The 26,296-nt window shown below is 61.1% G+C and carries 22 protein-coding genes; 7 read left to right on the top strand and 15 right to left on the bottom strand.

Annotated elements, in window-relative coordinates:
• Positions 1 to 64 precede the first annotated feature (64 nt).
• From purU to NN484_RS04380, 7 genes are all read right to left on the bottom strand, one after another.
• Positions 65 to 922 carry a formyltetrahydrofolate deformylase gene (gene purU, locus NN484_RS04350; RefSeq protein WP_064589552.1) on the bottom strand — a complete coding sequence of 286 codons (858 nt, stop codon included), beginning with the start codon at positions 920 to 922 and terminating at the stop codon, positions 65 to 67.
• Positions 923 to 1,158: 236 nt separating this feature from the next.
• A complete protein-coding gene (locus NN484_RS04355; protein WP_034155013.1) occupies positions 1,159 to 1,791 on the bottom strand; it encodes a sarcosine oxidase subunit gamma in 633 nt (210 codons plus the stop codon).
• A gap of 159 nt (positions 1,792 to 1,950) precedes the next feature.
• Positions 1,951 to 4,968, bottom strand: a complete 3,018-nt coding sequence (locus NN484_RS04360; protein WP_215500699.1) for a sarcosine oxidase subunit alpha — start codon at positions 4,966 to 4,968, stop codon at positions 1,951 to 1,953.
• The gene (locus NN484_RS04365; protein WP_007962600.1) at positions 4,965 to 5,294 is read right to left on the bottom strand and encodes a sarcosine oxidase subunit delta; all 330 of its coding nucleotides are present in this window, start codon (positions 5,292 to 5,294) and stop codon (positions 4,965 to 4,967) included. The genes NN484_RS04360 and NN484_RS04365 overlap by 4 nt, the downstream gene beginning before the upstream one ends.
• Before the next feature lie 14 nt (positions 5,295 to 5,308).
• Positions 5,309 to 6,559 carry a sarcosine oxidase subunit beta gene (locus NN484_RS04370; protein ID WP_003206307.1) on the bottom strand — a complete coding sequence of 417 codons (1,251 nt, stop codon included), beginning with the start codon at positions 6,557 to 6,559 and terminating at the stop codon, positions 5,309 to 5,311.
• A 20-nt stretch (positions 6,560 to 6,579) separates the two neighbouring features.
• Positions 6,580 to 7,833 (bottom strand): serine hydroxymethyltransferase, encoded by a 1,254-nt coding sequence (glyA, locus tag NN484_RS04375; RefSeq protein ID WP_027610662.1) that lies wholly within the window; start codon positions 7,831 to 7,833, stop codon positions 6,580 to 6,582.
• Positions 7,834 to 8,091: 258 nt separating this feature from the next.
• The gene (locus NN484_RS04380; RefSeq protein WP_274658639.1) at positions 8,092 to 8,802 is read right to left on the bottom strand and encodes a TraX family protein; all 711 of its coding nucleotides are present in this window, start codon (positions 8,800 to 8,802) and stop codon (positions 8,092 to 8,094) included.
• A 126-nt stretch (positions 8,803 to 8,928) separates the two neighbouring features.
• Here NN484_RS04380 and NN484_RS04385 point away from each other — a divergent pair, with 126 nt between their 5' ends.
• Complete coding sequence (locus NN484_RS04385) at positions 8,929 to 9,969, top strand: threonine aldolase family protein (RefSeq protein WP_127647836.1); 1,041 nt, start codon at positions 8,929 to 8,931, stop codon at positions 9,967 to 9,969.
• Positions 9,970 to 10,247: 278 nt separating this feature from the next.
• Positions 10,248 to 11,072, top strand: a complete 825-nt coding sequence (locus NN484_RS04390) for an SDR family oxidoreductase (RefSeq protein WP_274658640.1) — start codon at positions 10,248 to 10,250, stop codon at positions 11,070 to 11,072.
• Positions 11,073 to 11,193: 121 nt separating this feature from the next.
• On the opposite strand, the gene gbcB is transcribed toward NN484_RS04390, so the two are convergent.
• Positions 11,194 to 12,294, bottom strand: coding sequence for a glycine-betaine demethylase subunit GbcB (gbcB, locus tag NN484_RS04395; RefSeq protein ID WP_127647838.1), 1,101 nt, complete (start codon positions 12,292 to 12,294; stop codon positions 11,194 to 11,196).
• 282 nt (positions 12,295 to 12,576) lie between these two features.
• On the opposite strand from gbcB, the gene gbcA reads away from it, so the two are divergent.
• Complete coding sequence (gene gbcA, locus NN484_RS04400; protein ID WP_215500697.1) at positions 12,577 to 13,872, top strand: glycine-betaine demethylase subunit GbcA; 1,296 nt, start codon at positions 12,577 to 12,579, stop codon at positions 13,870 to 13,872.
• A gap of 864 nt (positions 13,873 to 14,736) precedes the next feature.
• On the opposite strand, the gene etfB is transcribed toward gbcA, so the two are convergent.
• The 6 genes from etfB to NN484_RS04430 all read right to left on the bottom strand — a co-directional run bounded on the left by etfB (position 14,737) and on the right by NN484_RS04430 (position 22,498).
• On the bottom strand, positions 14,737 to 15,507 hold the full coding sequence (gene etfB, locus NN484_RS04405) for an electron transfer flavoprotein subunit beta (RefSeq protein WP_274658641.1): 771 nt from the start codon (positions 15,505 to 15,507) through the stop codon (positions 14,737 to 14,739).
• A 15-nt stretch (positions 15,508 to 15,522) separates the two neighbouring features.
• Positions 15,523 to 16,743: an electron transfer flavoprotein subunit alpha gene (gene etfA, locus NN484_RS04410; RefSeq protein ID WP_215500695.1), complete on the bottom strand. Its 1,221-nt coding sequence runs from the start codon at positions 16,741 to 16,743 to the stop codon at positions 15,523 to 15,525.
• On the bottom strand, positions 16,743 to 18,692 hold the full coding sequence (gene dgcB / locus NN484_RS04415; protein WP_274658642.1) for a dimethylglycine demethylation protein DgcB: 1,950 nt from the start codon (positions 18,690 to 18,692) through the stop codon (positions 16,743 to 16,745). Before dgcB ends, etfA begins: the two co-directional genes overlap by 1 nt.
• Before the next feature lie 146 nt (positions 18,693 to 18,838).
• Positions 18,839 to 20,899, bottom strand: coding sequence for a dimethylglycine demethylation protein DgcA (dgcA, locus tag NN484_RS04420; protein WP_064589569.1), 2,061 nt, complete (start codon positions 20,897 to 20,899; stop codon positions 18,839 to 18,841).
• Between the two features lie 15 nt (positions 20,900 to 20,914).
• A complete protein-coding gene (locus tag NN484_RS04425; protein WP_018612374.1) occupies positions 20,915 to 21,445 on the bottom strand; it encodes a DUF5943 domain-containing protein in 531 nt (176 codons plus the stop codon).
• A gap of 75 nt (positions 21,446 to 21,520) precedes the next feature.
• Positions 21,521 to 22,498: a dipeptidase gene (locus NN484_RS04430; protein WP_027610650.1), complete on the bottom strand. Its 978-nt coding sequence runs from the start codon at positions 22,496 to 22,498 to the stop codon at positions 21,521 to 21,523.
• Between the two features lie 234 nt (positions 22,499 to 22,732).
• Between NN484_RS04430 and NN484_RS04435 the strand changes: the two genes are divergently transcribed.
• The 3 genes from NN484_RS04435 (at position 22,733) to NN484_RS04445 (ending at position 24,006) form a co-directional block, all read left to right on the top strand.
• The gene (locus NN484_RS04435) at positions 22,733 to 23,134 is read left to right on the top strand and encodes a lysozyme inhibitor LprI family protein (protein ID WP_274658643.1); all 402 of its coding nucleotides are present in this window, start codon (positions 22,733 to 22,735) and stop codon (positions 23,132 to 23,134) included.
• 103 nt (positions 23,135 to 23,237) lie between these two features.
• Positions 23,238 to 23,561 (top strand): helix-turn-helix domain-containing protein, encoded by a 324-nt coding sequence (locus tag NN484_RS04440; RefSeq protein ID WP_274658644.1) that lies wholly within the window; start codon positions 23,238 to 23,240, stop codon positions 23,559 to 23,561.
• A 28-nt stretch (positions 23,562 to 23,589) separates the two neighbouring features.
• Entirely contained in the window at positions 23,590 to 24,006 is a 417-nt protein-coding gene (locus tag NN484_RS04445; RefSeq protein WP_274658645.1) for a DUF3010 family protein, read from the top strand.
• 121 nt (positions 24,007 to 24,127) lie between these two features.
• Here the strand turns inward: NN484_RS04445 and NN484_RS04450 are convergent, their stop codons facing one another.
• Positions 24,128 to 25,072, bottom strand: a complete 945-nt coding sequence (locus NN484_RS04450; protein WP_274658646.1) for a GlxA family transcriptional regulator — start codon at positions 25,070 to 25,072, stop codon at positions 24,128 to 24,130.
• A 207-nt stretch (positions 25,073 to 25,279) separates the two neighbouring features.
• Between NN484_RS04450 and NN484_RS04455 the strand changes: the two genes are divergently transcribed.
• The gene (locus tag NN484_RS04455; RefSeq protein WP_274658647.1) at positions 25,280 to 26,224 is read left to right on the top strand and encodes a choline ABC transporter substrate-binding protein; all 945 of its coding nucleotides are present in this window, start codon (positions 25,280 to 25,282) and stop codon (positions 26,222 to 26,224) included.
• The last annotated feature ends 72 nt before the right edge of the window (positions 26,225 to 26,296 follow it).

The following is a 26,296-nucleotide window of genomic DNA, read 5'->3' on the forward strand; positions in this document are numbered from 1 at the left end:
CGGCAGCTCCTGCATAAATCGCATCCCCTGTAGGAGCTGCCGAAGGCTGCGATCTTTTAGCTATCTAAAGAACGACGGTTCTATTGGCGTTCAAAAACACCCTTCTTTCGATGTGATAACCAACGGCCCGGGCCAGCGTCAGGCCCTCGATATCCCGCCCCTTGGCAATCAGATCCTCAGGGTAATGACTGTGATCCACCGCCTCGACGCCCTGGGCGATGATCGGCCCCTCGTCGAGATCGTTGTTGATGTAATGCGCCGTGGCGCCCACCAGTTTCACACCCTTGTTGTAGGCCTGGTGATACGGCTTGGCGCCCTTGAACCCCGGCAGCAGCGAGTGATGGATATTGATCGCCTTGCCATCGAGTTTGCGGCACAGCTCCGGCGACAGCACCTGCATGTAGCGGGCGAGGATCACCAGTTCGGCGCCGGATTCTTCGATCACCTGCCACACCTGACGCTCCTGCGACGGCTTGTCGTTGGGGTCGAGGGGGAAGTGGTAATAAGGGATCTGATGCCAATCAGCCAAGGGCTTGAGATCCGGGTGGTTGGACACCACCGCCGCGACGTCCATCGACAACTGGCCGATGCGCTGGCGGTAGAGCAAGTCGTTGAGGCAGTGATCGGCCTTGGAGACCATGATCACTACTTTCGGCCGGTAGTTCGGCGCCGTCAGTTCGAAGACCATGCCGAACGCCTGCCCACGCTCGGCGAGGCCGGCGCGGAAGGACTGTTCGTCGAAGCCATCGGGCTGACGGAATTCCACACGAATGAAGAAACGGCCCGATAGCCGGTCATCGAACGAGTGGTGCTCGGTGACGTAGCAACCCTGCTCGAACAGAAAACGCGTCACCGCGTCCACGGTGCCGAGCACGCTGGGGCAGTCGGCGGTCAGAATCCATGTGTCTGGGGCGCGGCTCATGGGGCGGTGACTCCTGTTTCAAACGCGGTGTTCACAGAGGGCCCGGTACTGGAGCTGGCCTGTGCTGGAATGCCTTTTTGTGGCGAGGGGGCTTGCCCCCGTTCGGCTGCGAAGCAGTCGCAAACCTGCGAATCCGATTTACCTGATGAAACACGTTGGCTGGTTTTGGGGCGGCTTCGCCACCCAACGGGGGCAAGCCCCCTCACTACAAAAAGCAGCCATAACCGTCAATCGTGTCAGGCCTGGACGCTGAGGCCGTACTCGGCCGACGCATCCTGCAACCACAACCACCAGTAATCCGAGAAGCTGCGGCGGATCAGCAGTTCCCAGGTGTCTTCGGCGGTGTGGCGAATCATCAGCTGCGACTTGGCGAACACCGTGCCGACCGCTTTGCCGACCGGAAAGTTGTTCGGGTGCACGTCGTAGCTGGTGGACTTCATCAGCACCTGACGCACGTTCGGCCCGCTGAGTTCGAGCACTTGCTGGCCGCCGCTGACGTTGACGATCGCAATGTGCAGATCGCCCAGCGCTTCGCGCAGTTTCTGTTCGGCGGCGAACTCTTCACCGCTCGGCACGATCAGCAGCCACTCATCCGGGCCCATCCATTGCAGGCTGGTTTCGCCTTTGACGATCACGCTCAGGGCGCCGGGCAATTCGATGCCCAGGGCCTTGTGCACACCGGCGGCGAAGGCTGCATCGTGGCCATCGCCACGAATGGTCAGATGGCCGAGAAGTTTCTTTTCACGCACGATCACGCCGGCGTTCTTGCGGCCCTTGCCGACCAGGCTGGCGAGGTCGGCATGGTGCAGCGACGACTCGGCACGGGCACCGGTGGTTGGGCGTTGTTGGTACACGTTGGCTGTGGTCATAAAGCACCTTCCTGAATTCTGACTTGAACCCTTTGCAAGCAGATCTACCGCTATCGCGAGCAGGCTCACTCCTACAAGGGGTACGCGATCACCTGTAGGAGTGAGCCTGCTCGCGATGAAGTCACCGCGGTGCGACTGCACTCCACAGGAGCCGAACCATCAAATGTTCTGCCGATCACCCTTCGGATCGAAGAACACCGAAGAAACAATCTCCGCCTCGATCACGCTGCCATCGGCCAGCGGTGCAAACACTCGCTCGCCCATGCGTTTGAGACCCCCCTTGACCACACCCATGGCAAACGAATAGCCGAGGGAGTTGTGCGCGTAGCTCGAGGTCACGTGGCCGACCATGGTCATCGGGATCGCCTGCTTGGTGTTGAACACCAACTGAGCGCCTTCCGGCAGCCAGACGTTCGGATCGATCGGCTTCAGGCCCACCAACTGTTTGCGCTGATCACGCACGCAGTCTTCACGGTTCATGCCGCGCTGGCCGATCCACGAAAACGGTTTGGTACGACCCACGCACCAACCCATGTTCAGGTCGTCCGGGGTCATCGAGCCGTCAGTGTCCTGACCAACGATGATGAAACCCTTCTCGGCACGCAGCACGTGCATGGTTTCAGTGCCGTACGGCGTCAGGTTGTACTGCTTGCCGGCCTCAACAATCTTCTCCAGAACCCCCATCGCGTAGTCGGCCTGCACGTTGACTTCGTACGACAGCTCACCGGTAAACGAGATGCGGAACACCCGCGCCGGCACACCGCCGACCAGACCTTCTTTCCAGGTCATGAACGGGAACGCTTCGTTGCTCAGATCGATGTCGGTCACGGCGCTGAGCAGCTTGCGGCTGTTCGGCCCGGACAGGGTCATGGTCGCCCAGTGGTCGGTGACGGACGTGAAGTACACCTTCATCTCCGGCCATTCGGTCTGGTGATACAGCTCCAGCCATTGCAGCACGCGAGCCGCGCCGCCAGTGGTGGTGGTCATGACGAAATGGTTGTCGGCCAAGCAGGCCGTCACGCCGTCGTCGAAGACCATGCCGTCTTCTTTGCACATCAGGCCGTAACGGGCCTTGCCCACGTCGAGCTTGGTCCAGGCGTTGGTGTACACGCGGTTGAGGAACTCGCGGGCATCCGGGCCTTGAATGTCGATCTTGCCCAGGGTCGAGGCGTCGAGCAGGCCGACGCTGTCGCGCACGGCTTTGCATTCGCGCTTCACGGCCGCGTGCAGGTCTTCACCGTTTTTCGGGAAGTACCAAGGACGCTTCCACTGGCCGACGTCTTCAAACTCGGCGCCGTTCTTCACATGCCAGGCATGCAGCGCGGTGTAGCGAACCGGTTCGAAGATGTGCCCACAGTGACGACCCGCTACTGCACCGAAGGTCACCGGCGTGTAGTTCGGGCGGAACATCGTGGTACCCATCTGCGGGATGGTCACGTTCAGCGAACGCGCGGCAATCGCCAGACCGTTGACGTTGCCGAGCTTGCCCTGATCGGTGCCGAAGCCCAGCGCGGTATAGCGTTTGACGTGCTCGACCGACTCGAAACCTTCGCGGGTCGCCAGTTCGATGGCGGCGGCGGTGACGTCGTTTTGCAGGTCGACGAATTGCTTCGGTGCCCGCGAGGTGCCCTTCTCGTGCGGCACCTGGAACAGCGCCAGGGTCGCTTCTTCGAGACGGCTCAGGGCTTTGGGCAAGGTGCCTTCGACCACACCGAAACCGGCTTCACTGGCAGCGCGAGCGCCCCCTTCGAAACCATCGGCCAGCGAATCGCCGAGGCCGTAGACGCCGTTGATGCCACCGACGCACACACGTTTCTGCGGCGCTTCGCCCGGTACGAAACCGAGGATGTCTTCACGCCAGGTCGGCTTGCCGCCGAGGTGCGAAGCCAAGTGCACAACCGGGCTGTAACCGCCGGAACTGGCGATCACATCGCAGTCGAGCCATTCACCCGGGCTGGTCACGGTGTGGGCTTTGACATCGATCGCAGCAACGCGGGCAGCGGTCACACGCTTGCTGCCACGTGCCTCGATCACGGCGCTGCCGGTGAGGATGCGGATGCCTTTGGCGCGAGCTTCTTCCACCAGCGCACCACGCGGGTTGCTGCGCGCATCGGCGATGGCTACCACTTGCAGGCTGGCGTCGAGCCAGTCCAGCGCCACGCGGTAGGCATGATCGTTGTTGGTGGTCAGCACCAGCTTCTTGCCCGGTGCCACGCCGTAACGGCGCACATAAGTCGAGACCGCACCGGCGAGCATGTTGCCCGGCACGTCGTTGTTGCCGTAGACCAGCGGACGCTCATGCGCACCCGTCGCCAGCACTACACGCTTGGCGCGAACGCGGTGGATGCGCTGACGCACCTGACCGATTGGCGCACGGTCGCCGAGGTGATCGGTGAGGCGTTCGTGAATGGTCAGGAAGTTGTGATCGTGGTAACCGTTGACCGTGGCGCGCGGCAACAGCAGCACGTCCGGGGTGTTCTTCAGTTCAGCGATGACGCTGGCCACCCACTCCACCGCCGGCTTGCCGTCGAGGCTTTCGCGGGAGTCGAGCAGGCTGCCGCCGAACTCTTCCTGCTCGTCAGCCAGAATCACCCGGGCACCGCTGCGCGCAGCGGCCAGGGCTGCGGCGAGACCGGCAGGGCCCGCGCCGACGATCAGCACGTCGCAGTGCTGGTTCATGTAGTCGTAGGTGTCCGGATCGACTTCGGTCGGCGAACGGCCCAGGCCGGCAGCCTTGCGAATGTACTTCTCGTACGTCATCCAGAACGATTGCGGGTACATGAAGGTTTTGTAGTAGAAACCCGGCGGCATCAGCTTGCCGCCGACCTTGCCGAGAATGCCCATCATGTCGTTGTTGACGCTCGGCCAGCCGTTGGTGCTGGTGGCGACCAGGCCTTGGTACAGCGCCTGTTGCGTGGCGCGCACGTTGGGAATCTGGGTGGCTTCGGTCGCACCGATCTGCAGCACCGCGTTTGGCTCTTCGGCACCGGCGGCGAAGATCCCGCGGGGACGCGAATATTTGAAGCTGCGGCCGATGATGTCGACGCCGTTGGCGATCAGGGCCGAGGCCAGCGAGTCGCCCTCGAAGCCTTTGTAGCTCTGACCGTTGAAGGTGAAGCTCAGCACTTTGTTGCGGTCGATCCGTCCACCGTTGGACAGGCGATTGGTCTGGCTCATACCTTCTCTCCCAGCGCCGTCGTGGCTGTTTTCGCCGTATCAGCCTTGTCGGTGAATTGCGGCTTGGTGCCGATCTTGTAGGTTTCGAGAATCTCGTAGGTCACGGTGTCGCGGGTGACGTTGAAGTACTGGCGGCAACCGGCGACGTGATCCCACAGCTCATGGTGCAGACCGCGCGGGTTGTCGCGGAAGAACATGTAGTCGCCCCACTCTTCATCAGTGCAGGCAGCTGGATCCAGTGGACGCGGAATGTGCGCCTGGCCGGATGCGTGGAATTCCTCTTCGGAGCGCAGTTCGCCGCAGTGAGGACAGAAGATATGCAACATGGGGATTTCTCCTGTTAGTGGGCAACCGCAGCAGCGCCGTGTTCATCGATCAACGCACCGTTGTGGAAACGGTCGATGGAGAAAGGTGCGGCCAACGGGTGCATTTCACCCTTGGCCAGGCTCGCGGCAAACACGTTGCCCGAGCCGGGAGTTGCCTTGAAGCCGCCGGTGCCCCAACCGCAGTTGAAGAACATGTTCGGCACCGGGGTTTTCGAAATGATCGGGCAGGCGTCCGGCGTGGTGTCGACGATGCCGCCCCACTGCCGGTTCATGCGCACCCGCGACAGCACCGGGAACATTTCGACGATGGCCTGGATGGTGTGTTCGATCACCGGGTACGAACCGCGTTGGCCGTAGCCGTTGTAGCCGTCGATACCGGCGCCGATCACCAGGTCGCCCTTGTCGGACTGGCTGATGTAACCGTGCACGGCGTTGGACATGATCACGCTGTCGATAATCGGTTTGATCGGCTCGGACACCAGCGCTTGCAGCGGGTGGGATTCGATCGGCAGACGGAAACCGGCGAGCTTGGCCATGTGCCCGGAATTACCGGCAGTGACCACGCCGACGCGCTTGGCGCCGATGAAGCCCTTGTTGGTTTCAACGCCGATGCACACACCGTTTTCCTTGCGGAAACCGATCACTTCGGTCTGTTGGATCAAGTCCACGCCCAATGCGTCAGCTGCACGGGCGAAGCCCCAGGCCACGGCATCGTGCCGGGCGACGCCGCCGCGACGCTGGACGGTGGCGCCCATCACCGGGTAGCGGGTGTTTTTCGAGCAGTCGAGGTACGGGATCTCGTCCGCGACTTGCTTGGCGTTGAGCAGCTCGCCATCGACGCCGTTAAGGCGGTTGGCGCTGACCCGACGCTCGGAATCACGAATGTCCTGCAGGGTGTGGCACAGGTTGTAGACGCCACGCTGAGAGAACATCACGTTGTAGTTCAGGTCCTGCGACAGGCCTTCCCACAACTTCATCGCGTGTTCGTACAGGTGCGCCGACTCGTCCCACAGGTAGTTGGAGCGCACGATGGTGGTGTTGCGCGCGGTGTTACCGCCGCCCAGCCAACCTTTCTCGACCACGGCGACGTTGGTGATGCCGTGCTCTTTGGCCAGGTAATAGGCGGTCGCCAGACCGTGCCCACCACCGCCGACGATGACCACGTCGTAGACCTTCTTCGGCGTTGGCGTGCGCCACATGCGCTGCCAGTTTTCGTGGTGGCTGAGGGAGTGTTTGAAGAGGCCGAAGCCCGAATAGCGTTGCATAGTCATTTACTCCAAACCGCTCAGCGATAAACCGGGTAGTCGGCGCACAGTGCCGCGACGTTCTTGGCCACATTCGCTTCAACGTCGGCGTCACCGAGGTTGTCGAGAATGTCGCAGATCCAGCCGGCCAGCACTTCGCACTGAGCGACCTTGAAGCCACGCGTGGTGACGGCCGGGGTGCCGATGCGCAGGCCCGAGGTCACGAACGGCGATTGCGGGTCGTTCGGCACGGCGTTCTTGTTGACGGTGATGTGGGCGCGGCCGAGGGCAGCGTCGGCATCTTTGCCGGTCAGGCCCTGACGGATCAGGCTGACCAGGAACAGGTGGTTATCGGTACCGCCGGACACTACATCGTAGCCACGTTTGATAAACACGCTGGCCATGGCCTTGGCGTTGTCGATCACTTGCTGCTGATAGGCCTTGAAGCCTGGCTCCAGCGCTTCCTTGAAGCACACCGCCTTACCGGCGATGACGTGCATCAGCGGGCCGCCCTGGGCGCCGGGGAATACCGCGGCGTTGAGCTTCTTCTCGATCTCTTCGTTGGACTTGGCCAGGATCAGCCCGCCACGCGGACCGCGCAGGGTTTTGTGGGTGGTGGTGGTGACCACGTCGGCGTACGGTAGCGGGTTCGGGTACAGACCGGCGGCGACCAGACCGGCCACATGGGCCATGTCGACGAACAGCAGCGCACCGACCTTGTCGGCGATCTGCCGGAAGCGCGGGAAGTCCAGGGTCTTCGAGTAAGCGGAGAAACCGGCAACGATCATCTTCGGCTTGCACTCGACGGCCAGACGCTCGACTTCGTCGTAATCGATCAGCCCGGTGTCGGTGTTGATCCCGTACTGCACGGCGTTGTACAGCTTGCCCGAGGACGACACTTTGGCGCCGTGGGTCAGGTGACCGCCGTGGGCCAGGCTCATGCCGAGGATGGTGTCGCCCGGCTGGATCAGCGCCAGGTACACGGCGCTGTTGGCCGACGAACCGGAGTGCGGCTGGACGTTGGCGTAATCGGCGCCGAACAGTTGCTTGGCGCGCTCGATGGCCAGCGCTTCGACTTTATCCACATGCTCGCAGCCACCGTAGTAGCGCTTGCCCGGATAACCTTCGGCGTATTTGTTGGTCAGGCCGCTGCCTTGCGCTTGCATCACGCGTTTGCTGGTGTAGTTTTCCGACGCGATCAGCTCGATGTGATCTTCCTGACGTTGCTCCTCGGCATTCATCGCCGCCAGCAGTGCATCGTCGTAACCCTGGATCTGGTCTTGCTTGCTGAACATCGCGTCTCTCCCAGCGGCTTCTGTGCGCCATTTTGTCTTGGTCAGGCACGCCGCTTGCGACAGTGCCCTTTGATGCGATGGTATGACCGGCGCAGACAGCTCAAATGCCTACGGACGCCACGCAAAGGTGCGTTTACGACATGGCGGGAAATGACTCGGAGAATGCATTCCCCCTGTAGGAGCTGCCGAAGGCTGCGATCCTTTGACCTTGACTCTAAAAGATCAAAAGATCGCAGCCTTCGGCAGCTCCTACAGGGGTTATGCGATCAAGTGGCGAATAGCGAGCAACAGGAGGAAATGCGCGGGATAGAGCGCGTACGCCCAGCGGCGCATAGGCAACGGATGGATAGAACCGGAGTGTCGCAACAAGAACATCCCAAGCAATGGCGCCATCAGACACGCCGCGATGCCGAGGACTGCCACGACATTGCCGAACTCTGCCGCCTCATACAGCACCTGCCACTGATTGCCCGCCAGACACACCAGCCCCGGCAGCAGGCTGAAATACCAGGGGCGACGGAACACCAGCAGCAACGCCAGCGGCAACAGCACGCCGAATACGCCGAACATCAGCCACGGTGAAAACAGCGCGGCCAGCAACAAGGCTCCGACGCCCAACAGTCGCGACAGCAGCGTGCGATCCTGCCAACCCCGTGCCACCAGCAGCCCCAGCGCCAGGGTCGGCATCACGTTCAAGGTGTCGGGATCAGGAATGTACAAGCGGTAAGGAATTTCACTCACCGCGCTGAACAGCAACAGCCAGCCGAGATAGCGCCATTCGGTCTTCTGCGCACCGGCACGGGAAAGATTCGCCGCCATCGCCAGACAGAACCACGCAAACGCCATGCGCCCCGGAACATACAGCCAATCGGCGCTGATCCCGACATATCGCAGGTGATCGAGCAGCATGCTCAGCAGCGCCAGCCACTTGAGCAAATCCAGCGCGCCGTCGCGTTTAGTCACGTGCATAATCGGGCCACAAACTGGTAATTTTCTGACAGCGACATCCCGTGTGCTCCCCGGAAGATCTTCGGTAAAGTGCGCACCCTCATTGACCACGAGCCTTCACAAGAGTCTCGACCACGGAAGCCGGCCATGACCGACAAGAGCCAACAATTCGCCAGCGACAACTACTCCGGTATCTGCCCCGAAGCCTGGGCTGCCATGGAACAGGCCAACCACGGCCACCAGCGCGCTTATGGCGACGATGAATGGACCGCACGCGCGGCCGACCATTTCCGCAAACTGTTCGAAACCGACTGCGAAGTGTTCTTCGCCTTCAACGGCACCGCCGCCAACTCACTGGCACTGTCGTCGCTGTGCCAGAGTTACCACAGCGTGATCTGCTCGGAAACCGCCCACGTCGAAACCGACGAATGCGGCGCGCCGGAATTCTTCTCCAACGGCTCTAAACTGCTGATCGCCGGCACCGAAAACGGCAAGATCACCCCGCAGTCGATCCGTGAAGTTGCGCTCAAGCGCCAGGACATCCACTACCCGAAACCGCGCGTGGTGACCCTGACCCAGGCCACGGAAGTCGGCAGCGTCTACACCCCGGAAGAAGTCCGCGCCATCAGCGCCACCTGCAAGGAACTGGGCCTGCACCTGCACATGGACGGCGCACGTTTTTCCAATGCCTGCGCGTTCCTGGGCTGCACGCCAGCCGACCTGACCTGGAAGGCCGGCGTCGACGTGCTGTGCTTCGGCGGCACCAAGAACGGCATGGCGGTGGGTGAGGCGATCCTGTTCTTCAACCACAAACTGGCCGAAGACTTCGACTACCGCTGCAAACAGGCCGGGCAACTGGCGTCGAAAATGCGTTTCCTGTCGGCGCCGTGGGTCGGCATCCTCGAAAACGACGCCTGGCTCAAATACGCCCGTCACGCCAACCACTGCGCGCAATTGCTGGCTGAGCTGGTCAGCGACATCCCGGGCGTGGAGTTGATGTTCCCGGTACAGGCCAACGGCGTGTTCCTGCAACTCTCGGAACCGGCCATTGCCGCCCTGACCGCGAAGAACTGGCGCTTCTACACCTTCATCGGCAAGGGCGGCGCACGCTTCATGTGCTCGTGGGACACCGAAGAAGAGCGCGTACGCGAACTGGCTCGCGACATCCGCGAAGTCATGTCCGCCTGATTACATGGCAAATGAACTCCTGGATGAGGGGATCTCCTGTAATGAGTTGACCCCTTGTGGCGAGGGAGCTTGCTCCCGCTGGGCTGCGTAGCAGCCCCAAAACCTGAGTGGGCGGCTCGTCAGACAAACCGTATTGCCTGGGTTTACGACTGCTGCGCAGCCGAGCGGGAGCAAGCTCCCTCGCCACAAGTTCACTTCGCCGCCCCTATCGCGACAGCTGCTTGGTCTACATTGTTTGTCGAGCCTCCGCTCACATAACAATAAGCAGGAGCATCGGCATGTCGTTACAAGGCAAAACCCTGTTCATCACCGGCGCCAGCCGTGGCATCGGGCGTGAGATTGCGCTGCGGGCCGCGAAGGACGGGGCCAATATCGTGATTGCGGCCAAGAGCGCCGAAGCCCATCCGAAATTGCCCGGCACCATCCACAGCGTCGCCGCAGAAGTCGAAGCGGCCGGCGGCAAAGCGTTAGCCCTGCAAGTGGATGTGCGTGATGACGACGCCGTGCGCCAGGCACTGGCCCAGGCCAACGAGCATTTCGGCGCGATCGATGCACTGGTGAACAACGCCGGGGCGATCAAGCTGACTGGCGTGCAACACATCGAACTCAAGCGCTTCGACCTGATGCACCAGATCAACACCCGCGCCGTGCTGCTATGCAGCCAAGCCGCCCTGCCCTATCTGAAAAAGTCCGCCGGGCACATCCTCAACCTGTCGCCGCCGCTGAACCTGGCGAGCAAGTGGTTTGCCCAATTCAGCCCCTATACCGTGACCAAGTACGGCATGAGCATGCTGACGATGGGCATGAGCGAGGAATTCGCCAGTTACGGCATCAGCGTCAATTCGCTGTGGCCGCAGACGATGATTGCCACGGCGGCGATCGAGTTTCAGCTGGGCAGCCGGGAGTCGTTCAAACAGGCGCGGACACCGGCGATCATGGCGGATGCGGCGCATGTGATTTTGAGCAGCCGTGGGCGGCAGATCACTGGGCGGTTGTTGATTGATGAAGAGATTTTGCGTGAGAGCGGCGCGACTGAATTCGATCATTACCGCTTCGAGCCGGACAGCAGCGCGGCACTGATGCCTGACTTATTTGTAGATTGAAATACTTACCCCTGTAGGAGCTGCCGAAGGCTCGGGCCGCGATCGGACGATCTTTTGATCTTGTTTTTAAGATCAAGATCAAAAGATCGCAGCCTTCGGCAGCTCCTACAGGGGGGCGCGATCAGAATTCGATTCTGACGTCGCCTTTGGGCACACTGCAGCACGACAAGATAAACCCTTCCGCCTCGTCGTCCTCGGTAATCCCGCCGTTGTGCTCCATCTCCACTTCGCCCCCGAGCTTCATCACCTTGCAGGTCCCGCAAATCCCCATGCCGCAGGCTTTCGGGATCATCAGCCCCAGCTTGGCCGCCGCCGCATGCACCGTCTCGCCCGGTGCCACGCGAATGCTCTTGCCGGACGCGGTGAACTCGACCTGATGCAGATCCGCCGCATCGATTTCCGGTGCCTCGGCGGCCTGTTCGGCTTGTTCCACTGCATCGGCGCGGGCTTCCGGTGGCGTGGCGCCGAAGGATTCCTCGTGGTAACGCGACATGTCGTAGCCAGCGGCTTCGAGCAGGCGCTTGACCGCAGTCATGTACGGTGTCGGGCCGCAGCAGAACACTTCGCGCTCAAGGAAGTCCGGCACCATCAGTTCCAGCATCTTGTGATTGAGGTAGCCGCGATAGCCGGCCCATGGCTCGCCCAAGCCATGCTTCTCACAAATCAGGTGCAAGCTGAAGTTGTCAATCCGCGACGCCATGTGTTCCAGCTCGCGGTGATAAATGATGTCTTTCGGCGAGCGCGCGCTGTGGATAAAGGTCATGTCGACGTTGGCGTTGGTGTCGTAGAACCAGCGCGCCATCGACATGCACGGGGTGATCCCCACGCCGCCGCTGAGATAAAGCACTTTCGGGCTCGGGAAGTCGATGGCGTTGAACAGCCCGACCGGGCCGTGCACCGCCAGCTCCTGCCCTTCATGCAACGTGTCGTGCAGCCAGTTGGAGACCTTGCCGCCCGGCACGCGCTTGATGGTCACCGAAAAGCTGTACGGCACCGACGGTGAGCTGGAGATGGTGTATGAACGCATGATCGGCTGGCCTTCGATTTCCAGCTCCAGGGTCACGAACTGCCCGGGCTTGAAGAAGAACAGGATCGGCTGGTCGGCCATGAAGCAGAAGGTGCGCACGTCCCAGGTTTCCTGGATGACTTTGACGCAACGGACGATGTGGCGGCCATTGGCCCAGGTCTGGGTGGTGACCGGATTCAGGAAGCTGTTGGACATGCTGTTCTCCACGGCCGACTGCCGGCCTTAATGTGGCGATTCTGCGTATAGCGCGAACCGCCCGTTTACCTATCCGCGACATCGGCATACTTATCGCGACCAGCCCCCAACCACCGGGGGTTGCGCGTCGGGAACAGATTGCGCCATGTCGCCCATGGATAAGGTTCCGGGCAGCGCCGGCCCCACACTCGCCTCACACAAGACGAAACCTTTACACCTTGCGTAGCACCCTGATCAGCCACTTTTCATCGGCCACACAGAATGGCCTCGAGGATCACATCGATGGACGTCACCGCAAAAATCAGCCTGGGCGATCCGCTGGAACCCGCACGCAAGGCCACTGCACAAATGCTGCAAGAGCGCGAGCGCACTTTTTCGCTGCCGCAACCGTTCTACAGCGATGAGCGCCTGTTCGATATCGACATGCAGGAGATCTTCCAGAAAGAGTGGTTGATCGCCGGCATGACCTGCGAAATCCCGGCCAAGGGCAACTACTTGACCCTGCAGGTCGGCAAGAACCCGATCATCGTCATCCGTGGCGGCGAGGGTGTGGTGCATGCTTTCCATAACGTCTGCCGCCACCGTGGCTCGCGCCTGTGCACCAGTGAAAAAGGCAAGGTCGCCAAACTGGTCTGCCACTATCACCAGTGGACGTACGAGCTGGATGGTCGCCTGCTGTTCGCCGGCACCGAAATGGGCGCCGACTTCGACATGAAGCAATACGGCCTCAAACCGGTGAACGTTAAGACCGCCGGCGGCTACATCTTCATCAGCCTGGCGGAAAATCCGCCGGCCATCGATGACTTCCTGTCGACACTGAACCACTACATGGAACCGTACGACATGGAGAACACCAAGGTGGCGGTGCAAACCACCTTGATGGAAAAGGCCAACTGGAAACTGGTGCTGGAAAACAACCGCGAGTGCTACCACTGCAACGCCTCGCACCCGGAACTGCTGAAAACCCTGCTGGAATGGGACGACGTTACCGATCCGCGCGCCGATCAGGCGTTCAAGGATCACGTCGCCGCCTCCGCCGCTGCGTGGGAAGCCGAAAAGATCCCTTACGCCCACGCCAGTTTCGGCCTGCGCAACCGTATCGTGCGTATGCCACTGCTCAAGGGCACCGTGTCGATGACCCTGGACGGTAAACAGGGCTGCGCCAAACTGATGGGCCGGATCAAGAATCCGGACCTGGGCTCGATGCGCATCCTGCACCTGCCGCACTCGTGGAACCACTGCATGGGCGACCACATCATCGTCTTCACTGTGTGGCCGATCAGCGCCCAGGAAACCATGGTCACCACCAAATGGATCGTGCACAAGGACGCGGTGGAAGGTGTGGACTACGACATCGAGCGCATGCGCCAGGTGTGGGATGCGACCAACGACCAGGACCGGCGTCTGGCCGAAGAGAACCAGCGCGGGATCAACTCCACCGCCTACCAGCCCGGGCCGTACTCCAAGACCTATGAGTTTGGTGTGGTCAACTTCGTCGACTGGTACAGCGAGCGGATGCTGAGCAACCTTGGCGCAGAGCCAGCGCCGTACCTCAAGGGCGTTCCGGTTCAGGGCTAAACAAGAACGAAAGATCGCAGCCTGCGGCAGCTCCTACCTGAGGAATGCATTTCCCCTGTAGGAGCTGCCGCAGGCTGCGATCTTTTGACGTCTGCGCTCACACACCAGCAGAATTGTATGAAATCCGATCAACCGTGATTCGGACCTTACCTGGCGGGGCCCGCAGGGTTTGGCAAACAAGTTATCCACATAGCCACCCACAGCAAATGGGGACAACTGTGGATGAGATGGAAAAATAGCGGTGAATAAGTAAAGAAAAAACGTGACTTATCCAGAAGAGCGGTTTGAGAAATGGATTGTACGCTTTTTGATCAGATATCTATAAGCCACGTCTTTCATGGCCTGTAGAGGATGGCGAACACGTTATCCACAGAAGCGCCAACAGACTTCGGGGGTAACTTTGCAGGTTCTGTGGAAAAGCTTCTGAGACTGTGAAAAACCGGGCTCTACTGAGCGTCTTCGCGGTGAGAATCAGCAACTTGATCATTTTTTAATCAACCCCATGTAAGCCACGTTTTATATGGCTCTTAGGGGATAGCGAACATCTTATCCACAGAAGCGCCAACAGAGATTGGGGGCAACTTGTGCCGTTAGTCTTTGGAAAAAACCAGAAAAAACCGTAACTTAGGCTGGTTGTTTTTTGATCGGACGGCTGCAGGGCTTGATTGGCGTGGGGTCTGGGGATGGGCGAACACGTTATCCACAGATCCGCCAACAGGGTTTGTGGGTAAATACCACGATATCGCCGAACGGCACATACCTGTAGGAGCTGCGGCACGCTGCGATCTTTTGATCTTGATTTTAAAGATCAAAAGATCGCAGCCTCGTTTCACTCGACAGCTCCTACACGGGGTTTGCGGGATGTCAGCGGACGACGCCCTCTTCGATCAGGAGTTTGAGGATCGCTTCAGCGCCGGCCTGCGCCGTGACGCCCTTGAGTACCTGCCCACCGCCACCACTGGCCTTGGCCGTGGCAGCTTTCATCCGGTCAGCGCCGCTCTTGGCCTTGATCACTTTCAAGCGTTTCGGCCGTGGTTTGGCCGGTTGCAACGTGGCGACGGCCAGCAGTTCATCGTCCAGCACCTCCACGTCTTCGGCATTCAACATACCGCGTCGCGCCGGGCCGTAAGCGCTCTGCCGCGGCTTGGGCGCGGCGTTATCCACAGTCGCCAGAAACGGCAGGCGCACCTTCAACCGCCGCCGCTGCCCGCGAGGCAAGGCTTGCAGCACCAGCGCCGCACCGTCGTTGATCGACTCGACCTGCGCCAGCCCCACCACCAGCGGCCAGCCCAGCCCTTCGGCGAGCAGAAACGGCAGCATCCCCGAACCTTCACCGGTTTCTGCCTGACTGCCGGTCAGCACTACTTGCGCACCGGCGTCGCGCAGGTACGCAGTCAAGGCCGGCAAGGCATCGGCGCCAGCAGGCTGTTCCAGTACATGCATTTGCTCCAGGCCCATGCCCAGATAAGCGCGCAACGCCGGTTCCGCGACATCGCCTGCATGCAGCACTTGCAGGTTATCCCCAGCCAGTTGCAGGCCCAGTTCCACGGCGCGGGCGTCCTGCTCGGCGCGGCGTGGCCGTCCCGAGGTCGGGTGGGCGCCGATGGAAACCAGGCTGATGACATTGGTGTTCATAACTGTGTCCTTCCCTTAAGCCGCATCGCGCTTGGCGTCGTTGCGGTAAGCCGCTACCGCCGCGATCAAGGCTTGAAGAATCTCCGCGCTCTCGCCGATCACCGACAGGTCGGCGCGTTTGATCATGTCGCAACCCGGGTCGAGGTTGATCGCCACCACCTTGTCGCAGGCCCCGATGCCCTGCAGGTGCTGGATCGCCCCGGAGATACCCACAGCCACGTAAACCCGCGCGGTGACCCAGGTGCCGGACGCGCCGACCTGACGGTCGCGAGCCATGAAGCCATCGTCCACCGCCACTCGCGAGGCGCCTTCGGTGGCGCCGAGCGCAGCAGCCGTTTCATGAAACAACTGCCAGTCCTTGACCCCGTTACCGCCGGAGAAGATGAATTCGGCTTCAGCCATCGGAATCGCCGCCGGATCCACCGCCACGGCGCCCAGATCTTCGATCCGCGACAGGCTGCGCGCCACCGTTGTGGATAACTCCACGGGCAGTGCTTCGTGACGGGTTTCGCTGACCGGTTCCGCACATTCGGCCGAGGCCAGAATCAGGCGGGCGATAGGTCGCGCCAGGTCTTGCAGGCCCGCACCGGCGCGGCCGATGCACGCTTGATCCTTGACCTGCCACACCCGCGTCGCCGGGCGTTCGCCCAGTGCTGCAGCAAAACGTCGGCCGAGTTCGCCGCCACCGCTGCGGCTGTCCGGCAGCAGCCAATGGCGCGGATTGAATTGGTTATCCACAGCCCGCAGGCCTTGTACGCGTTGCTCCGGTGCATAACCACTGAACTCGTCGCCCTCCAGCACCAGCAAGCGATCGACGCCTGCCGTGGCGAAGGCGTTTTCCTTGTGTTCGCCGAACACCACCGCCAGCACTGCGCCGTCCTTGCCGGCCAGTTGGTGAGCCAGGCCCAGCAAGTCGCGGTCGTGGCTGCTCAGGCGGCCGCCGACCATGTCCGGCACCACGCTGATGTAGAACGCCGGGGCCGGTACCTGATGCAGTGGCAATTGCACTTCAACCGTGGCCGAGCGCTTGACCGCCCCGCCCTGCTGCGCGCCGCTGCGGTCAATACGCTTGATGCCGTTGGGGCCGATAAAACCGATGCCGTGCAGGTTCTTGCGGATGATGCCGTTGGGCCCCATCCAGCTGTGTTGCGCCGGTTGCATCGCCGCGTGCAGCGGGTGCAGACGGTTACGCGCAATCCATTCGGCGCGTGGGTCGCGGCGGATAATGTCGCTCATCAGTGGGCCTCCGCAGGTTCACGTTTGGCCGGGGTAGTCGGCTTGCTTGGTGCGGCGTCTTCGAGCAACGCATCGGCCACCAGTTCGGCGATGTCCTTGATCAGCGGACGCGGTTCGACCACGCCTTCGAGCATCGCCGTGCACTGTGGGCAACCTACGGCCACCAGTTCGGCACCGGTCTCGCGAATGTCTTCCATGCGCATGTCGGGAATCCGCTGCTTGCCCGGAATGTCAGTGATCGGCGCGCCGCCACCGCCGCCGCAGCAGCGAGAACGGAAGCCGGAACGTTGCATCTCTTTGACCTCGATACCGAGGGCGCGCAGCACTTCACGCGGCGCCTCGTACTCGCCGTTGTAACGGCCGAGGTAGCACGGGTCGTGATAGGTCACGCTGTTGCCTTTGTGCTGACCGAGGTTCAGCGCGCCGGCCTGAATGATCTCCGCCATGTAGGTGCTGTGGTGCTGCACCAGGTAATCACCGTCGAAGGCGCCGTACTCGTTTTTCAGCACATGGAAGCTGTGCGGATCGCAGGTGACGATGCGGTTGAAGCTGTATTTGGCCAGGGTCTGGATATTGCGTTTGGCGAGTAACTGGAAGGTCGCTTCGTCACCGAGACGACGGGCCACATCGCCACTGTCGCGCTCTTCCAGGCCGAGCACGGCGAAGTCGATTTTCGCGGCTTTCAGCACTTTGACGAAGGCGCGCAAGGTGCGCTGGTTGCGCATGTCGAAGGCGCCGTCGCCGACCCAGAACAGTACGTCGGTAGATTTCTTCTCGCTGAGCAGATTGAGGTTCAGATCCGCCGCCCAGTTCATCCGCCCGCCCGGAGCGAAACCGCCAGGGTTGTCGGTGGCGATCAGGTTTTCCAGAACCTCGGCGCCCTTGTTCGGGGTCGCGCCTTTTTCCAGAGTCAGATGGCGGCGCATGTCGACGATGGCGTCGACGTGCTCGATCATCATCGGGCACTCCTCGACGCAGGCGCGGCAGGTGGTGCATGACCAGAGGGTCTCGGCATCGACCAGACCGTTGACGATCGGCTGATGCGGATTACCGCTGTGTTCGCCCACAGGTTTGCCCGGATACGGGCTGCCAGCGAACTTCGCGTCAGTGCCGCCAGCCAGGCCGACGACCATGTCCTGAATCAGTTTCTTCGGGTTCAGCGGCTGGCCGGCAGCGAAGGCCGGGCAAGCGGCTTCGCACTTGCCGCACTGCACGCAGGCGTCAAAACCGAGCAGTTGGTTCCAGGTGAAATCCTTGGGTTTTTCCACGCCCAATGGCGCGCTCGGATCATTCAGATCCAGCGGTTTCAAACCGGTGGAACGGCCGCCGCCAAAGCGCTCGGCGCGACGGTGCCACGCCAGATGCAGGGCACCGGCGAAGGCGTGCTTCATCGGCCCGCCCCAGGTCATGCCGAAGAACAGTTCCGACACGCCCCACAGCACGCCGATCCCGAGAATCGCTGCGAGCAACCAGCCGCCGAAGTTCTCCGGGAGAATTCCGGCCACCGGCAGCGTCACCAGAAAGAACGAGGCGGAAAACGCCAGCAGGCTTTTCGGCAGGCGCATCCACGGGCCTTTCGACAGCCGTGCCGGCGGGTTGAGCCGGCGCCGGTAAACGAAGATCGCACCGACGAACATCACCGCCGTCATCAGCAGCAGCGCATAACCGAGGATGCGGTTATGCAGGCCGAAACCGTGCACCAGAATCGCCAGCACGATTGACGCCACCGCACCGCCCGCCGTGGCGACGTGGGTGTTGGCGATGTATTTGTCCCGCGCCACCACGTGGTGCAAGTCGACCATGTAGCGCTTGGGCATGGCGAACAGGCCGCCGATCAGGTCGACCTTCGAGGCCCGGCCCCGACGCCACATGGCCACCCGTCGCAACGCGCCCAGCACCGCAAGGCCCAGGGCTGCGAACAACAGGATTGGAAGAAGGGTGTTCAACATAGGTGAAGCTCCCACCAGTACAGCCTGGAGAAACACGGTCTAGGTGTAGGAGCTGCCGAAGGCTGCGATCTTTTGATCTTGCTTTGAACAACAAAAGTCAAAAGATCGCAGCCTTCGGCAGCTCCTACAGGGTCATGTGCAAGTCCTTAGAAATCCTTGCAGAGGCGCAGGGCGTCGTAGATGGCCGCGTGGGTATTACGCTGCGCCACGCAGTCGCCGATGCGGAACAGCAAGTAGCCGTCGCCGGTGGTGCTCAGCGAAGGCTGCGGCTTGATCGCGAACAAGGCGTCAATGTCGATCTGGCCCTTGTTACGCGAACCGTCCTTTAGCCCGTAATACAGCTCCTCGTCCGGACGCACGCCGTTTTCCACCACCACCTGATCGACCACCCGCTCCTCTTTCGCGCCGGTGTATTCGTTCTCCAGCACCGCCACCAGCTTGTCGCCTTCGCGGTAGACCTTCTCCAGCATCATGTCGCCGGTCATGATCACTTCTTTCGGGTACATGCTGCGGTAATAGGTCGGGAACGACGTACCGCCGATGGCCACGCCCGGCTTGATGTCGTCGGTGACGATCTCGACCTGGCTGCCCTTGTCGGCGAGGAAGTCGGCGACCGACATCCCGGTGAATTCGCAGATGGTGTCGTAGACCAGCACGTTTTTGCCCGGCGCGACCTTGCCGTCGAGCACGTCCCAGCTGCTGACCACCAGCCCTTCGGCGGCGCCCCAGTGTTCGTTCTGCTCGAGGAACGGATGACCGCCCACCGCCAGCACGACCACATCCGGACGCAGATCGAGGATGGTCGCCGCATCCGCAGCAGTGCCCAGACGCAGGTCGACTTTCAGCCGCGCCAACTCCAGCTGGAACCAGCGGGTGATACCGGCGATCTGGTCACGTTGCGGCGCTTTCGATGCGGTAGTGATCTGCCCGCCGATGAATTCTTTCTTCTCGAACAGGGTCACGTCGTGGCCACGCTCGGCGGCAACGCGTGCGGCTTCCATCCCGGCCGGGCCGGCACCGACTACCACGACTTTGCGTTTCGGCCCGGTGGATTTCTCGATGATGTGCGGCACGCCCATGTATTCACGGGAGGTCGCGGCGTTCTGGATGCACAGCACATCCAGCCCTTGGTACTGACGGTCGATGCAGTAGTTGGCACCGACGCACTGCTTGATCTGGTCGACCTGGCCCATCTTGATCTTGGCGATCAGGTGCGGGTCGGCGATGTGCGCGCGGGTCATGCCGACCATGTCAACGTAACCGCCTTCGAGGATGCGCGTGGCCTGGTTCGGGTCCTTGATGTTCTGCGCGTGCAGCACCGGCGCTTTCACCACTTCCTTGATCCCGGCCGCCAGGTGCAGGAACGGCTCCGGTGGATAACTCATGTTGGGGATAACGTTGGCCAGGGTGTTGTGGGTGTCGCAGCCCGAGCCGACCACGCCGATAAAGTCGATCATGCCGGTGTCATCGTAGTACTTGGCGATCTGCTTCATGTCCTCGTGGGACAAGCCGTCCGGGTGGAATTCATCACCGCACAGACGGATGCCGACGCAGAAATCGTCGCCGACTTCCTTGCGCACAGCCTTGAGTACTTCGAGGCCAAAACGCATGCGGTTTTCGAAGCTGCCGCCCCACTCGTCGGTACGCTTGTTGACGCGCGGGCTCCAGAACTGGTCGATCATGTGCTGGTGCACGGCGGACAGTTCGACACCGTCCAGACCACCGGCCTTGGCCCGTGCAGCGGCGGTGGCATAGTTGCCGATGACGCGCCAGATTTCTTCCGGCTCGATAGTCTTGCAGGTCGCGCGGTGCACCGGTTCACGGATGCCCGACGGCGACAGCAGGGTCGGCCAGTGCTCGCCGTCCCAGCGCGAGCGACGGCCCATGTGGGTAATCTGGATCATGATCTTGGCGCCATGCTTGTGCATGGCGTCGGCCAGATTCTGGAAGTGCGGAATGATCCGGTCATCCGCCAGGTTCACCGATTTCCACCAGCCTTGCGGGCTGTCGATGGCCACACTGGAAGAACCGCCGCAGATCGCCAGGCCGATGCCGCCCTTGGCTTTCTCTTCGTAGTATTTGACGTAACGGTCGGTGGTCATGCCGCCGTCAGTCGCGTAGACCTCGGCGTGCGCGGTGCTGAGCACGCGATTGCGGATGGTCAGTTTGCCGATCTGGATCGGCTGGAACATTGCTTCGAAAGCCATGGCGCGGTCCTCGACTTACAACGGCTTGACGATGAACAGGCCGTCGTCGTGGCCCTCTTCGGAACCACCGTAGACCTGCTCGGCCACGGTGCGGATCTGGCTGCCGCGTGCGGCGAGGATCTGATCCATGGCGCCGGCAAACCAGCCGGTGAACATGTAGTCGACCTTGCGCCCGACCTTGCCGTAGACGTAGACGAACGCCGAGTGTTCGAGCTTGACGCTGGCGGTGCCTTTGTCGAGGTCGATGTCCTGAATCTTGAACAGGCCCCAGCCGCGTTGCGACAGGCGCTTCATGTAATGCTCGAACACTGCAACGCCTTCCAAGCCGTGGCATTCGGCTTCTTTTTCACACCAGTGCCAGGCGGACTTGTAGCCGGCCTTGTAGAGGATTTCGGCGTAGGCGTCGGCGCCCAGCACTTCCTCGATGCCCATGTGGTTGTTGACGAAGAAATGCCGCGGTACGTACAGCATCGGCAGGGCGTCGGAGGTCCAGACACCGGTTTCGCTGTCGACTTCGATTGGCAATTGCGGGGCGATCTTGGCCATGGAAACTTAACTCCAGAAAATTCGGTTTGTTGCCCCCGGCACGGACGGCCGGGGGAAAGGATTCAGAGAAGCGGCTTACTCGCCCCAAACGTCCTTGAGAACGTTCACCCAGTTTTCACCCATGATCTTGCGTACCACGCGCTCGGAGTGGCCGCGCTTGAGCAGGGTTTCGGTCAGGTTCGGGAACTCGCCGACGGTGCGGATGCCCAGCGGGTTGATGATCTTGCCGAAGCTGGTCAGACGACGGGCGTAGCCCTTGTCGTGGGTCAGGTATTCGAAGAAGTCCTGACCGTGACCCTGGGTGAAGTCGGTGCCGATGCCGATGGCGTCTTCGCCGACGATGTTCATGGTGTATTCGATGGCTTCGGCGTAGTCGTCGATGGTCGAATCGATGCCCTTGGCGAGGAACGGCGCGAACATGGTCACGCCGACGAAACCGCCGTGATCGGCAATGAACTTCAGCTCTTCATCGGACTTGTTGCGTGGGTGCTCTTTCAGACCCGACGGCAGGCAGTGGGAATAGCAGACCGGTTTTTTCGATTCGAGGATGACTTCTTCGGAAGTCTTGGAACCGACGTGGGACAGGTCGCACATGACGCCGACGCGGTTCATCTCGGCGACGATTTCGCGACCGAAGCCCGACAGGCCGCCGTCACGCTCGTAGCAACCGGTGCCAACCAGGTTCTGGGTGTTGTAGCACATCTGCACGATGCCGACGCCGAGCTGCTTGAACACCTCGACATAGCCGATCTGGTCTTCGAACGCATGGGCGTTCTGGAAGCCGAAGAGGATGCCGGTCTTGCCCTGCTCCTTGGCGCGACGGATGTCGGCAGTGGTGCGCACCGGCATCACCAGGTCGCTGTTTTCGCGGATCAGCTTCTGGCTGGCGGCAATATTGTTCACGGTCGCCTGAAAACCTTCCCACACCGACACAGTGCAGTTGGCTGCCGTCAGACCGCCCTTGCGCATGTCTTCGAACAGCTCGCGGTTCCATTTGGCAATGATCAGACCGTCGATAACGATGCTGTCGGCGTGTAATTCGGCTGGGCTCATCAGGCGTCCCCTTATTGGCGATTCATGCGCCGAATCGTCTGCCGGCGCTTTGGGGCCAGCATATGCCTCGGTGCCGGGGCGACCGGGTGCAAAAACGACAGGGGAATTGCCGAAAGCGTCAATCCGCGACAAAGGGTCACCAGGCGACCCGACCGGCCACCTGTTCAAGCCCGCAAGCTTGAGCCAGAATCTCCCGCATCTTGGATACACCACTGGATTAGAGCGGCGACAACCATGAAATCGATCTTCCTGGCCCTGGCACTGATTGCGACCGGCGTACACGCCGCCGAAGACACCGACAACAACCCCTGCGACGCGGTGGAAAACGACGTCCAGACCCTGGAATGCTCAACCTACAGCCGCACCACCGCCGAAGACCTGCTCAAGGACAACTACGCCAGCCTCAACGAGCGCATGCAGGCCACCTACGGCAAAAACGCGACGCAACTGGCCGACATCACCGCCAAGCTGAAGACTGCCCAGCAGCAGTGGCTGAAGACGCGGGATGCCGATTGCGCGGTGGAAGCATTTCCGGCGACGACGGGAAGCAAGGCCTTTACGATTGCGCAGAATGATTGCGTGGCGCGGATGAGTGATGAACGGTCGGAGTTTTTGGAGTCGATTGGGCAGGAGTGATTCTGGAAGTTCGGCAACATGCCGACAAACGTTGTTGATTGGCCGATTGGGAAATATAAGTAAAGATTCGAATATCTTATGAAAGACTTATATTTCCAGCGCCATGAATCAATCTGCCGACATCCAAATCATCAACGATGCCGAGGGCAATCCCGCCTTCGTAGTCATTCCCTATGCGCAATACGTCGCACAGAAAATGCAGCCCGACCTGATCCCGCATGAGGTGGTCAGTCGAATGGTCGACGGGGCGACACCGATCCGTGCCTGGCGCGAACACCTGAACCTGACTCAGGAAGAAGTGGCGAAACGTCTGGGAATTTCCCAGCCGGCGTTCGCTCAACAAGAAACGGTAGCGAAGCCACGCAAGGCAACCCGCGAGAAAATTGCAGCAGCATTCGGCATCACGCCCACTCAACTTGAGTTGTAGGCTGCCCTCTTCATTCAAAGGAATTCCCATGAACATCTGCGGCATTGAAATCAAAGGCAGCGAAGCGATCATCGCCGTGGCCTCCCTTGACGGGGCAACGCTGAGCCATGTGGCGCTCAACACCAAGAAAATCGCCCTCGACGATGACGACGAGGCAGCCAACGTCAAACGCTTCGCGGCGCAGGTCGCTTCGTTTGTGCGCGAGCATTCGATTGACCGGATTGCGATCAAGAAGCGCAGCAAGAAGGGTGAGTTTGCCGGTGGGCCGACGACGTTCAAGATCGAGGGGGTGTTTCAGTTGCTGGAGGGCTGTGAGGTGACGCTGTTGTCGCCGCAGACTATCAATGCGCAGGCAAAGAAGCATAATTTCGAGCTGCCGGGGACGCTGAACAAGTATCAGCATGAGGCTTACAAGGCGGCCTGTTCGGCGTTGCTGAAGAAGTAACAGGATCAAACTGTAGGAGTGAGCCTGCTCGCGATGACGGAGTGCCAGTCGACATCATTGCTGTCTGATTGACCGCTATCGCGAGCAGGCTCACTCCTACAGGGGGTTTGTGTGCATTCATTCAGGCTTGCGCAGTACGCCGGTCTTCACGGGGGCAGCGCGTAAAGCGTGCGCGGTAGCTACGGGTGAAATACGAAGGTGATTCAAAGCCGCAGGCGATGCTGACTTCAAGCACGCTCATATCCGTCTGGCGCAATAACTGCCGCGCCTTCTCCAGCCTCAAACGCAGATAGAAATTGCTCGGTGTATCGTTCAGATGCAAGCGGAACAAGCGCTCCAGCTGCCGCCGTGTCACCTTGATCGATTCCGCCAGTTGCAGCGTGGTCAGCGGTGGCTCGCTGTGTTGTTCCATCTCACCAATCACCTGGACCAGCTTCTTGTTGCTGATGCCATAGCGCGTGGCGACTTCCATGCGCTGGTGGTCCTTGCGCGGGCGGATCCGCCCCAATACAAACTGCTCGCTGACCTGAATCGCCAGTTGCGGGCCGTGGGCCTGGGCGATCAGATCGAGCATCAAATCGATGGACGCGGTGCCGCCCGCCGAGGTGATGCGCCGGCGGTCGATCTCGAACAGTTCCTGGGTCACGCTGAGCTGTGGATAAGATTCCTTGAACGCATCGATGGCTTCCCAGTGCAGGGTCAGGCGATGACCGTCGAGCAGGCCCGCTTCAGCGAGAACGAAGCTGCCGGTGTCGATGGCGCCGAGGGTCACGCCTTCGTTGTCCAGCCGCCGCAGCCAGTGCTCAAGGGTTGGCGTGACGAACTTCAGTGGTTCGAACCCCGCCACCACCAACAAGGTCGCGCCTTTCTTCAACGGCTCCAGCGCCGCGTCGGCGTTGACCGACATGCCATTGCTCGCCAGCACCGCCCCGCCATCGGCGCTGAGCACATGCCAGCGGTACAACTCGCCACGAAAGCGGTTGGCCACACGCAGCGGTTCGATCGCAGAGATGAAACCGATGGCGGAGAACCCCGGCATCAGCAGAAAGTAGAAATCCTGGGACATGGGCGCACTCGATTCGCGGGTAACGAGAGGGAGGGGAGCGTGGATCGTTGATACGCCGATTGTCGTCAGCGTTCAAGCGCACAGGTCGCTACAGTGCAAGAGCCAGTCGCCGCAGTGCGCTTTCACGGGGGCATTGCTGCGTAACTTGGCATCACCGGCGCATCAGACGCCGGGAACCACAATAAACGACCTGCCGAGGAACCCGACATGAAACGACTGATCAGCAGCTGTGTTCTTGCACTCAGCGGTACCGCTTTCTTGAGCGCCAGCGTCATGGCGGCCGAACCCGCCTCGTGCCAGAACGTACGGATGGGCGTAGTGAACTGGACCGACGTGATCGCCACCAGTGCCATGACCCAGGTCCTGCTCGACGGCCTCGGCTACAACACCAAACAAACCAGCGCCTCCCAGCAAATCATCTTCGCCGGGATCCGCGATCAGCGTCTGGACTTGTTCCTCGGCTACTGGAACCCGCTGATGACCCAGACCATCACCCCGTTCGTCGACGCCAATCAGGTCAAGGTTTTGCCGGCGCCAAGTCTGAAGGACGCCCGCGCTACCCTCGCGGTGCCGACCTATCTGGCGGACAAGGGCCTGAAGACCTTCGCCGACATCGCCAAATTCGAGAAGGAACTGGGCGGCAAGATCTACGGCATCGAACCGGGTTCGGGCGCCAATACGCAGATCAAGGCAATGATCGCCAAGAACCAGTTCGGCCTCGGCAAATTCCAGCTGGTCGAATCCAGCGAAGCCGGCATGCTCGCCGCCGTTGATCGGGCCGTGCGCCGCAAGGAAGCCGTGGTGTTCTTCGGCTGGGCGCCGCACCCGATGAACGTCAACGTAAAAATGACTTACCTCACCGGCAGCGACGACGCCCTCGGCCCGAACGAAGGCATGGCCACGGTGTGGACCGTCACCGCGCCGAAATACGCGGAACAATGCCCGAACGTCGGCCGTCTGCTGAGCAACCTGACGTTCACCGCCGAAGACGAGAGCCGGATGATGCAGCCGCTGCTCGATCACAAGGACGCCTTCGAATCGGCCAGACAGTGGCTCAAGGATCACCCAGAAGACAAGCAGCGCTGGCTCGACGGTGTGACCACCTTCGACGGCAAACCGGCCGCTGAAAACCTGCAACTGACCAGTCAATAACTCACCCCGAATCAACCCTTCGCAGCCCGAAAAAGGGCTGCGAACAGACCCATCACGCCTGAAGGAAACCGC

It is taken from the genome of Pseudomonas serboccidentalis (assembly GCF_028830055.1).
Lineage (GTDB): Bacteria > Pseudomonadota > Gammaproteobacteria > Pseudomonadales > Pseudomonadaceae > Aquipseudomonas > Aquipseudomonas serboccidentalis.